Source organism: Burkholderia sp. Ac-20349 (assembly GCF_017104865.1).
Lineage (GTDB): Bacteria > Pseudomonadota > Gammaproteobacteria > Burkholderiales > Burkholderiaceae > Burkholderia > Burkholderia aenigmatica.
Genome location: NZ_JAAGPM010000105.1, coordinates 17,014 through 27,427, shown reverse-complemented (window position 1 = coordinate 27,427; position 10,414 = coordinate 17,014). Strand labels below are relative to the sequence as shown.

The 10,414-nt window shown below is 68.0% G+C and carries 9 protein-coding genes and 2 riboswitches; of the genes, 7 read left to right on the top strand and 2 right to left on the bottom strand.

The window, feature by feature from the left end; all coding sequences use genetic code 11:
* The first annotated feature begins 204 nt into the window (after positions 1 to 204).
* The 7 genes from G3N61_RS27800 (at position 205) to G3N61_RS27770 (ending at position 9,641) form a co-directional block, all read left to right on the top strand.
* Entirely contained in the window at positions 205 to 1,257 is a 1,053-nt protein-coding gene (locus G3N61_RS27800) for an oxidoreductase (protein ID WP_205824081.1), read from the top strand.
* Positions 1,258 to 1,415: 158 nt separating this feature from the next.
* Positions 1,416 to 1,778 carry a hypothetical protein gene (locus G3N61_RS27795; RefSeq protein ID WP_011350564.1) on the top strand — a complete coding sequence of 121 codons (363 nt, stop codon included), beginning with the start codon at positions 1,416 to 1,418 and terminating at the stop codon, positions 1,776 to 1,778.
* Between the two features lie 114 nt (positions 1,779 to 1,892).
* A riboswitch (glycine riboswitch) is annotated at positions 1,893 to 1,995 on the top strand.
* 33 nt (positions 1,996 to 2,028) lie between these two features.
* A riboswitch (glycine riboswitch) is annotated at positions 2,029 to 2,162 on the top strand.
* A gap of 84 nt (positions 2,163 to 2,246) precedes the next feature.
* Entirely contained in the window at positions 2,247 to 3,365 is a 1,119-nt protein-coding gene (gene gcvT, locus G3N61_RS27790; protein ID WP_011350563.1) for a glycine cleavage system aminomethyltransferase GcvT, read from the top strand.
* Between the two features lie 117 nt (positions 3,366 to 3,482).
* Entirely contained in the window at positions 3,483 to 3,863 is a 381-nt protein-coding gene (gene gcvH, locus G3N61_RS27785) for a glycine cleavage system protein GcvH (protein WP_043184996.1), read from the top strand.
* 143 nt (positions 3,864 to 4,006) lie between these two features.
* Positions 4,007 to 6,934, top strand: coding sequence for an aminomethyl-transferring glycine dehydrogenase (gcvP, locus tag G3N61_RS27780; RefSeq protein ID WP_089449684.1), 2,928 nt, complete (start codon positions 4,007 to 4,009; stop codon positions 6,932 to 6,934).
* Positions 6,935 to 7,085: 151 nt separating this feature from the next.
* Positions 7,086 to 8,222, top strand: a complete 1,137-nt coding sequence (locus G3N61_RS27775) for an alginate lyase family protein (RefSeq protein ID WP_089449683.1) — start codon at positions 7,086 to 7,088, stop codon at positions 8,220 to 8,222.
* A gap of 30 nt (positions 8,223 to 8,252) precedes the next feature.
* The gene (locus G3N61_RS27770) at positions 8,253 to 9,641 is read left to right on the top strand and encodes an L-serine ammonia-lyase (RefSeq protein WP_205824080.1); all 1,389 of its coding nucleotides are present in this window, start codon (positions 8,253 to 8,255) and stop codon (positions 9,639 to 9,641) included.
* 66 nt (positions 9,642 to 9,707) lie between these two features.
* Here the strand turns inward: G3N61_RS27770 and G3N61_RS27765 are convergent, their stop codons facing one another.
* Together G3N61_RS27765 and vapB are read right to left on the bottom strand one after the other, a co-directional pair.
* Complete coding sequence (locus tag G3N61_RS27765) at positions 9,708 to 10,109, bottom strand: type II toxin-antitoxin system VapC family toxin (RefSeq protein ID WP_205824079.1); 402 nt, start codon at positions 10,107 to 10,109, stop codon at positions 9,708 to 9,710.
* Positions 10,109 to 10,345 (bottom strand): type II toxin-antitoxin system VapB family antitoxin, encoded by a 237-nt coding sequence (gene vapB / locus G3N61_RS27760; protein WP_205824078.1) that lies wholly within the window; start codon positions 10,343 to 10,345, stop codon positions 10,109 to 10,111. Before vapB ends, G3N61_RS27765 begins: the two co-directional genes overlap by 1 nt.
* Positions 10,346 to 10,414 lie beyond the last annotated feature (69 nt).

The window sequence follows — 10,414 nt, the reverse complement described above, 5'->3', positions numbered from 1 at the left end:
CGCGTGGGCCGGCGGGCAACCCCGCGCATGCGGCAGGCGGGGGCCCGGGCAAATTGCCGGCGTTCCTTGCGCAAGCGCCGCCTCGCGCCGCGCGTTTCGCCCAAACGCGCCAGTGCGAACGGCGGCGCCATGCCAAAATAGCCGGTCGTCTTCGCGCCGTCTCGGCGCGCCATCCTTTAGTTTCGTTCGCAGCCAGGGATTGCCATGTCGTCATTGCTCAGGATTGGATTGATGGGTTTCGGTTTCGCCGGCGCGACGTTTCACGCGCCGGTGATCGCCACGAGCGGCCGCACTGAAGTCGCCGCGATCGCGACGGGGCAACCCGATCGCGCGCAGGCGGCGTATCCGGGCGCGCGCGTCGTCCCCGATCTCGACACGCTGCTCGGCCTCGACGACATCGAATGCGTGGTGATCGCCACGCCGAACGACACGCACTTCGCGCTCGCGCGCCAGGTGCTCGAAGCCGGCCGCCACGTGGTCGTCGACAAGCCCGTCACGCTCACCGCCGACGAGGCGCTCGCGCTCGCGCGGCTCGCGAACGCGCGCAGCCGGCTGTTCGCGCCGTTCCACAACCGCCGCTGGGACGGTGATTTCCTCACCGTGCGCCGCATCGTCGAATCGGGCGAGCTCGGCCGGCTCACCTATTTCGCGTCGCACTTCGACCGCTTCCGGCCCACGCCGCGCACGCGCTGGCGCGAGGAGCCCGCTCGCGGCGGCGGCCTGCTGCTCGATCTCGGCCCGCACCTGATCGACCAGGCGCTCGCGCTGTTCGGCCTGCCGGAAACGGTCGGCGCGACCGTCAAGACGCGCCGCGACAACGGCACGGCGCCCGATTTCGTGCATCTGCAGCTCGGCTATCCGGACAAGGACGTCGCGCTGCATGCGAGCGCGCTGTCGGCGATCGAACCGGCGCGCTTCACGCTGCACGGCACGGGCGGCAGCTACCAGAAGTTCGGGCTCGACACGCAGGAGGACCAGCTCAAGGCCGGCCTCACCGCGGACGACGTCGAATTCGGCGGCGGCAACCCGCCCGGCCTGCTGCGCGTGCTCGACGGCGACGTCGAGGTCGAGCGCCCGGTGCCGACGCTCGACGGCCAGTATGCGGAGTTCTACCGTGCGCTCGCCGCGTCGATCCGCGACGGCGCGCCGTTCCCCGTCACCCCGCAGGACGCCGTCGACGTGATGACGATCATCGAGCTCGCCGCGCAGAGCGAGCACGACGGCCGCCGGCTGCCGTTCGTGCGCCGCGCGATCTGACGCCGCGCGCCGGCCGGCGGCGGCCGGCCGGCGCACGCGCACTTGGACCGCCCCGAACATTCGGTTACAAATGCCGGGGGAACGAAAGTCAGCGTCCGACCGGTCTGACGCGTTTCTCAAAAAAGTCGATCCGACACCAATCCGTCAGGAGAATGTTGATGCAACGGTTGATTCGCGCGGCAGCGTGCTGCGTCCTGGTTTCCTCGCTTGCGGCCTGTATCGTGCAGCCGCAGCAGCCGGTCCGCCCGGCGCCCCCGCCGCGGCCCAATCCGCAGGTCGTCGCGAACGAGCGGATGCAGCAGATCCAGGGCCGGATCGACAACCTGCACCGCCGTATCGATGCGCGCGTGAACGGCGGGTACTACCCGCCGCCGTACGGCGCGCAGCTTCACCATCGTCTCGACGTGATCCGCCAGGAATCGAACGACATGTCCGCGCAGCACAGCGGCGGCCTGTCCGGCGACGAGCAGCGCGTGCTGAACCAGGAACTCGACACGGCCGCGCGCGCGATCGGCGAGTAACGCGCCGGCGCCCGCCGGTGCGGAAAAAAGCGGCGGCACCGGCTGCCGCCGCTTGTCGCGAAGCGACATTCTTTTGCTCAAATTGACAAGGCCCACCCGCTCGCGTACAGTCGCCCGCACGCGTCGGGAGAGCGTGTAACCGGGCTGTTTCAACCCGGTTGCGCCGCCGAAGGGGCACACCCGCAAACTCTCAGGCAAAAGGACCGACCGCGTCGGGGAATCGCGTCCGCGCATTGCGCGGGCCACACTCTCCCCGCACTCTGGAGAGCGGCAGTAGCCCGCAGCGCATCAGCTGCGCGGGCAAGCTGCCCACCGAAGGGGCGCGCGTTCGCCAGGCTCGGCCGGCAACGCAATCTCTCAGGTATCGAGGACAGAGGGGCATGTACCGGATCGCTCGCAGGCCGTTGGCCGCGGTGGTCGGCACATGGCCGTTCTGATCCGCGCGCAAGCGCCTTGCCTGAGGCCTCGATGACTGCACTGAATCACACCCCGCTCAACGCCGCGCACCGCGCGCTCAATGCCCGCATGGTCGACTTCGGCGGCTGGGACATGCCCGTCAACTACGGCTCGCAGATCGAAGAACATGAAGCCGTGCGCACCGACGCCGGCATGTTCGACGTGTCGCACATGTGCGTGGTCGATTTCACCGGCAGCCGCGTGCGCGCGTTCTTCGAGCACGCGATCGCGAACAACGTCGGCAAGCTCAAGACGCCCGGCAAGGCCCTCTACTCGTGCCTGCTCAATCCGCAGGGCGGCGTCATCGACGACCTGATCGTCTACTACTTCACCGAAGAATTCTTCCGCGTCGTCGTCAACGCCGGCACGGCCGAGAAAGACATCGCGTGGTTCAACCAGCTGAACGAGCAAGGCGGCTTCGGCGTCACGATCACGCCGCGCCGCGATTTCGCGATCGTCGCCGTACAGGGCCCGAACGCCCGCGAAAAAGCCTGGTCGACCGTACCCGCCGCGCGCGCCGCCACCAGCGAACTGAAGCCGTTCAACGCCGCGCAGGTCGCCGGCACGCCGTTCGGCGATCTCACCGTCGCCCGCACCGGCTACACCGGTGAAGACGGTTTCGAAGTGATCGTCCCGGCCGTGCACGTCGAAGCGCTGTGGAACGCGCTGCAGCAAAACGGCGTGCGCCCGTGCGGGCTGGGGGCGCGCGACACGCTGCGCCTCGAGGCCGGCATGAACCTGTACGGCCAGGACATGGACGACACCGTGTCGCCGCTCGACGCGGGCCTCGCGTGGACGGTCGACCTCACCGCGCCGCGCGACTTCGTCGGCCGCGCCGCACTGGAAGCCAACGGCACCCGCGCCGCGTTCGTCGGCCTGATCCTGCAGAAGGAAAACGGCAAGGCGGGCGGCGTGCTGCGCGCGCACCAGAAGGTCGTCACGCCGCACGGCGAAGGCGAGATCACGAGCGGCACGTTCTCGCCGTCGATGCAGGAATCGATCGCGTTCGCGCGCGTGCCGGCGGCCGTCCAGATCGGCGACCTGGTCCAGGTGCAAATTCGAGACAAGAATCTTCCCGCGCGCGTGGTAAAACTGCCGTTCGTGCGCAACGGCAAGGTCCTCGCTGCGTAACGGCCGGGAGGCCCGCCTCCCGGGAAGCCGGGAGATGGCGCCCGGCGCAACACCACACCCGGCGCGCCCCGGCGGCGCGCCAGCAAAACGAACAAACCCTTTTATCAGGAGCATCCGATGAGCAACGTCCCGGCCGATCTGAAGTACACCGACGAACACGAGTGGATCCGCACCGAAGCCGACGGCACGCTGTCGATCGGCATCACCGATCACGCGCAGAACACGCTTGGCGACATCGTGTTCCTCGAGCTGCCGAAAGTCGGCTCGCAAGTGAAGGCAGGCGACGCGATCGGCGTCGTCGAATCGGTGAAAGCCGCGTCGGACATCTACTCGCCCGTGACCGGCGAAGTGGTCGCGATCAACACCGACGTGGCCGACGCCCCGGAAGACGTGAATGGCGATGCGTATGACGCATGGCTGTTCAAGATCAAGCTCGCAGCCGGTGCATCGACCGACAACCTGCTCGACGCCGCCGCCTACAGCAAGCTGATCGACTAACCCTCCCTGAATCGCGCGGGACGGGTCAGCCGCCCTGCCCCGCGCGGAACCCGGGCCGGCGTCAAGGCGCCGCCCGGGTCGACCGCAAAGCATGGGGCCCGAGTCGGCGCTGACGCGCTAGCCTGGGCCGACCAAGGAACGCCATGAAGCTCGAACACCCGGACCGCCTGATGAACCGCACGCCCCTCTCGCTCGCCGCGCTCGAAACGCACGATGCGTTCGCCGAACGCCATATCGGCCCCGACGCCGCCAGCCAGCAGGCCATGCTCGACACGCTCGGCTTCGCGTCGCGCGCCGCCCTGATCGACGCCGTGATCCCGGCCTCGATCCGCCGCGCCGAAACGCTGCCGCTCGGCCCGTTCGCGCAGCCGAAGAGCGAGGCCGAAGCCCTCGCCGCACTGCGTGCGCTCGCAGACAAGAACCAGGTGTTCCGCTCGTATATCGGTCAGGGTTACCACGACACGCACACGCCGGCCGTCATCCTGCGCAACGTGCTCGAAAACCCGGCGTGGTACACGGCTTACACGCCGTACCAGCCTGAAATTTCCCAGGGTCGCCTCGAGGCGCTCCTGAACTTCCAGCAGATGGTCGCCGACCTCACCGGCCTCGCGATCTCGAACGCGTCGCTGCTCGATGAAGCCACCGCCGCCGCCGAAGCGATGACGCTGCTGCAGCGCACCGGCAAGCCGACGTCGAACGTGTTCTACGTCGCCGACGACGTGCTGCCGCAAACGCTCGAAGTGATCCGCACGCGCGCGCTGCCGGTCGGCATCGAGGTCAAGACCGGCCCGGCCGCCGACGCTGCCCAAGCGAATGCATTCGGCGTGCTGCTCCAGTACCCGGGCGTGAACGGCGACGTGCGCGACTACCGCGCGCTCACCGAAGCGATCCACGCGGCCGGCGGCCACGTGGTCGTGGCGGCCGACCTGCTCGCGCTGACCGTGCTCACGCCGCCTGGCGACTGGGGCGCGGACGTCGCGATCGGCAACACGCAGCGCTTCGGCGTGCCGATGGGCTTCGGCGGCCCGCACGCCGCGTATCTCGCGGTGCGTGACGAATTCAAGCGCCAGATGCCGGGCCGCCTCGTCGGCGTGACGGTCGACGCGCAGGGCAAGCCCGCGCTGCGCCTCGCGCTGCAGACGCGCGAACAGCACATCCGCCGCGAGAAGGCGACGTCGAACGTGTGTACCGCGCAGGCGCTGCTCGCGATCATGGCCAGCATGTACGCGGTCTACCACGGCCCGCACGGCCTGAAGACGATCGCGCTGCGCGTGAACCGCATCGCGGCGCTGCTCGCCGCCGGCGTGAAGCAGCTCGGCTTCGCGACCGTCAACGACACGTTCTTCGACACGCTGACGATCGACACCGGCGCGCGCACCGCGCAGGTTCACGAATTCGCGAAGGCGAAGCGCATCAACCTGCGCCGCGTGAGCGACACGCAAGTCGGCGTGTCGGTCGACGAAACGACGACGCGCGACGACCTCGCCGATCTGCTCGCCGTGTTCGCGCAAGCTGCAGGCGGCACCGCACCGGCCGTCGACGCGCTGGACGCGGGCCTCGCCGGCGTCGCCGCGCTGCCGGCCGGCCTCGAGCGCACGAGCGCGTACCTGACGCACCACGTGTTCAACCGTCACCATTCCGAAACCGAAATGCTGCGCTACCTGCGCAGCCTGTCGGACAAGGATCTCGCGCTCGACCGCTCGATGATCCCGCTCGGCTCGTGCACGATGAAGCTGAACGCGACGTCGGAAATGCTGCCCGTCACGTGGCCCGAATTCGGCGGCATCCACCCGTTCGCACCGGCCGACCAGACCGTCGGCTACCGCGAGATGATCGACCAGCTCGAGCAGATGCTCGTCGCGGCCACCGGCTACGCGGCCGTGTCGCTGCAGCCGAACGCGGGCTCGCAGGGCGAGTACGCGGGCCTGCTGATCATCCACGCTTACCACGCATCGCGCGGCGAAGCCCACCGCGACGTGTGCCTGATCCCGGCGTCCGCCCACGGCACGAACCCGGCATCCGCGCACATGGCCGGCATGAAGGTCGTGGTCGTTGCATGCGACGCGCAGGGCAACGTCGACATCGCCGACCTGAAGGCGAAGGCTGACGAGCACGCGAAGGACCTCGCAGCGATCATGATCACGTATCCGTCGACGCACGGCGTGTTCGAGCAGAACGTCCGCGAGATCTGCGAGATTGTCCATGCTCACGGCGGCCAGGTGTACGTCGACGGCGCGAACATGAACGCGATGGTCGGCCTGACCGCGCCGGGCCAGTTCGGCGGCGACGTGTCGCACCTGAACCTGCACAAGACCTTCTGCATCCCGCACGGCGGTGGCGGCCCGGGCGTCGGCCCGGTTGCAGTCGGCGCGCACCTCGCGAAGTTCCTGCCGAACCAGCGTTCGACCGGCTACACGCGCGAAGAAGACGGCATCGGCGCGGTATCGGCCGCGCCGTACGGCTCGGCGTCGATCCTGCCGATCTCGTGGATGTACATCGCGATGATGGGCGCGAAGAACCTGACCGCCGCGACGGAAACCGCGATCCTCAACGCGAACTACATCGCGAAGCGCCTCGCGCCGCACTACCCGGTGCTGTATTCGGGCCCGGGCGGGCTGGTTGCGCACGAGTGCATTCTCGACCTGCGTCCGATCAAGGAATCGAGCGGCATCACCGTCGACGACGTCGCGAAGCGCCTGATGGACTACGGTTTCCACGCGCCGACGATGAGCTTCCCGGTGCCGGGCACGCTGATGGTCGAGCCGACCGAATCGGAATCGCAGGAAGAACTCGACCGCTTCATCGCCGCGATGATCGCGATCCGCGACGAAATCCGTGCCGTCGAGGAAGGCCGCGCCGACCGCGAGGACAACCCGCTGCGTCACGCCCCGCACACGGCGGCCGTCGTCACCGCGAACGAATGGCCGCACGCGTACTCGCGCGAGCAGGCTGCGTACCCGGTCGCATCGCTGGGCACGAACAAGTACTGGCCGCCGGTCGGCCGCGCGGACAACGTCTACGGCGACCGCAACCTGTTCTGCTCGTGCGTGCCGATGTCGGAATACGCATAACGCGCGCCAGGCCAGGAGCCGCCCGATGGTGACCGCACCGCACGCAACCCGGAGTTGCGTGCGGTTTTTTTGTTCGCCGCTCGAACCGGTTCACGTTCGCCCGCCAATCCGGCTAACATCACACGCGATCCAGCCAATGAAGGAGTTCCGCATGGTGCGTCCGATGTTTCCGGGCCATGGTGCAATGCAAAGGCGGCCGCGTGCGCGCCGCTTCGTGCCGATGCTCGTCGCGTCGCTGTCGTTCGCCGCTGCCGGCCTCGGCGCGGCCGGCAGCGCGCGCGCGGCGATGAATTTCTGCGCGGCGCCGGCACTGCAGGCGAGCGAGACGACCCAGGCCGAGCCGGGCGTCCAGGCGCTGATCCGCAGCGTCGACGCGCGCATCGGCGAGCAGCCGAAGGCGATGGCGCGGGTGCACACCGAGGGCACGCTGCCGCACGAAGGCATCTACGACCAGAGCGCCGCCGCGCTGAAGGATCTCGACCTGATGCGCGACGCGGCACTCGCGTGGCGCGTGACGAACGCGCCGCGCTACCTGCAGCTCGTCGACCGCTTCCTGTCCGCGTGGGTCGCGACCTACCAGCCGAGTTTCAACCCGATCGACGAGACGCGTTTCGACAGCCTGATCGTCGCGTACGACATGACCGCGAGCGCGCTGCCGGTGAAGACCCGCAACGCGACGGCCGCGTTCATCGCGAAGCTCGGCGCCGGCTATGTCGCGCAGATCGACGCGCAGAAGCGCCCGCTCACCGGCACCTGGCGCAACAACTGGCAGAGCCACCGGATCAAGCTGATCGCGCTGTCCGCGTTCACGCTCGGTGATCGCAAGATGATGAACGCCGCGCAGCGGCTGTTCGTCGAGCATCTCGCCGACAACATCGGCCCGGACGGCAAGACCTGGGATTTCGAGGAACGCGATGCGCTGCACTACGCGGTCTACGACCTGCAGCCGCTGGTGACGGCCGCGCTCGCCGCGCGCCGCTTCAACCGCAACTGGCTGCGCGAACGGGGCGCGAACGGCGCGACGCTCGCGGTCGCGCTCGATTGGCTCGTGCCGTACGCGCTCGGCGAGAAGACACACGAGGAATTCGTGAATTCGCCGGTGCCGTTCGACGCGAAGCGCCGCGAGGCCGGCCTGCCGGGCTACACGGGGCAGTGGGACCCGAAAAACGCCACCGAACTCTTTCATCTGGCCGCGCGGCTCGACGGGCGCTATGCCCGCGTCGCGCAACAGCTTTCCCCAACGCCGCCCGCATGGCTCGCCGCGTGCCTGCCATTACAGGCGCGCTAGCATTATTCTTAAAGCAAGGCAGGAATCAACATGGCAGTCAGCGTCTTTGACCTCTTCAAGATCGGTATCGGTCCGTCCAGTTCGCATACGGTCGGACCGATGCGCGCGGCGCTGATGTTCGTCCAGGGCCTCGAGCGCGACGGACAACTCGACGCCACGGCGCACGTGAAAGTCGAGCTGTACGGCTCGCTCGGCGCAACCGGCAAGGGCCACGGCACCGACCGCGGCGTGATGCTCGGCCTGCTCGGCGACGCACCCGACACCGTCGATCCCGACACGATCGACGCGCGGCTGGAAGACGTCCGTAAATCGAAGCAGCTCGCGCTGCTCGGCACGCATCCGGTGCCGTTCGTGCTGAAGGAGAACATCGCGTTCTACCGCCAGGCGCTGCCCGAGCATCCGAACGGCATGAAACTGCGCGCGTCCGACGCGAGCGGCAACGTGCTGGTCGAGCGCACCTACCTGTCGGTCGGCGGCGGCTTCGTCGTGACCGCCGGCGCACCGAACACGAAGGTGCTGAGCGCGGCCGAGCAGATGACGCACCCGTTCCGCACCGGCAACGAGCTGCTCGCGCTGACCGAGTCGACCGGCAAGTCGATCGCGCAACTGATGTGGGAAAACGAGCGCGCGTGGCACACCGAGGAAGAGACGCGCGACGGCCTGCTGAAGATCTGGGCCGTGATGCAGTCGTGCGTGTCGCGCGGCTGCGGGATCGGCAACCCGGAAGCCGACGGCAACCTGCCTGGCCCGTTCCAGGTCAAGCGCCGCGCGCCGCAGCTGTACCGCACGCTGACGGGCAGCCCGGAGCGCGCGCTGCAGGATCCGCTGTCGATGATCGACTGGATCAACCTGTACGCGATCGCCGTCAACGAGGAAAACGCGGCCGGCGGCCGGGTCGTTACCGCGCCGACCAACGGTGCGGCCGGCATCATCCCGGCCGTGCTGCACTACTACACGCGCTTCACGCCCGGTGCGAACGAACAGGGCGTGATCGACTTCCTGCTGACGGCCGCCGCGATCGGCATTCTTTACAAGCTCAACGCGTCGATCTCGGGCGCGGAAGTCGGCTGCCAGGGCGAAGTGGGCGTCGCATGCTCGATGGCGGCCGGCGCGCTCGCTGCCGTGCTCGGCGGCACGCCGCAGCAGGTCGAGAACGCGGCCGAAATCGGGATGGAACACAACCTCGGCCTCACCTGCGACCCGGTCGGCGGGATGGTGCAGATCCCGTGCATCGAGCGCAACGCGATGGCATCGGTGAAGGCGGTCAACGCGGCGCGCATGGCGCTGCGCGGCGACGGCTCGCACTATGTGTCGCTCGACTCCGTGATCAAGACGATGCGCGAGACGGGGGCCGACATGAAGACGAAGTACAAGGAAACGTCGCGCGGCGGGCTGGCGGTCAATATCGTCGAGTGCTGATGCCGGACCGGTGGTCGCGCGGGACGGAACGATCTCCCGCATGACCGCCGGACACACTACCCGACATCAATCGTCCAGCCAGTTCTCCAGCCGCAATCCCGGATAGCTGTCGAAATCCCGCTCGTTGTTGGTCACGAGGACGACATCGAGCGACACCGCATGCGCGGCGATCAGCTTGTCGAGGTGATCCTTCTTCCGCTCGCAGGTTACCTCGCGGACCGGGCCGTACGCTTGCGCAGCCGCGACGTCGAACGGTGCGACCGGAATGTCGTCGATCAGCGCGGCAAGATTGCCGCGCTCCCGCTCAGGGCTCGCGCACGTCGTGACGCCGCACTCGAGCTCAGCGTACGTGATCGCCGACATCACGACGTCCCCCGTGTAGCACTGCGCAAATCGCCTCGCAACCTGCTCCGGCTGATTCTTCATCAGGTAGAGGCACATGTTGGTGTCGAGCATGTAGCGCGGCATCACAAACCCTCGCGTTCGGCCTGCTCGTGGTCATCACGCCCTTCAGCCATGAAATCCGGCCCGAATTTCGCGAATTTCTCGAGGATGCCGGTCAACGGCCGCCGCGCCGGCCGAATGCGGATTTCGTCACCGATGCGCTCGATTTCCAGTTCGATATCGCTACGTTCATAGGCCAAGTCGGCAGGAATTCGCACGGCCTGCGAGTTGCCGTTCCGAAATACCCTCGTCGTATGCATGTCGCCCCCAACATCCGGATGTACTGTGGATGTACAGCATATCCGCTTGGCCGACGATGTAAATCCATG

Coding starts and splice junctions, on each gene's coding strand:
- G3N61_RS27800 (WP_205824081.1), top strand. CDS start 205: ATGTCGTCATTGCTCAGGATTGGATTGATGGGTTTCGGTTTCGCCGGC.
- G3N61_RS27795 (WP_011350564.1), top strand. CDS start 1,416: ATGCAACGGTTGATTCGCGCGGCAGCGTGCTGCGTCCTGGTTTCCTCG.
- gcvT (WP_011350563.1), top strand. CDS start 2,247: ATGACTGCACTGAATCACACCCCGCTCAACGCCGCGCACCGCGCGCTC.
- gcvH (WP_043184996.1), top strand. CDS start 3,483: ATGAGCAACGTCCCGGCCGATCTGAAGTACACCGACGAACACGAGTGG.
- gcvP (WP_089449684.1), top strand. CDS start 4,007: ATGAAGCTCGAACACCCGGACCGCCTGATGAACCGCACGCCCCTCTCG.
- G3N61_RS27775 (WP_089449683.1), top strand. CDS start 7,086: ATGGTGCGTCCGATGTTTCCGGGCCATGGTGCAATGCAAAGGCGGCCG.
- G3N61_RS27770 (WP_205824080.1), top strand. CDS start 8,253: ATGGCAGTCAGCGTCTTTGACCTCTTCAAGATCGGTATCGGTCCGTCC.
- G3N61_RS27765 (WP_205824079.1), bottom strand. CDS start 10,109: ATGCCGCGCTACATGCTCGACACCAACATGTGCCTCTACCTGATGAAG.
- vapB (WP_205824078.1), bottom strand. CDS start 10,345: ATGCATACGACGAGGGTATTTCGGAACGGCAACTCGCAGGCCGTGCGA.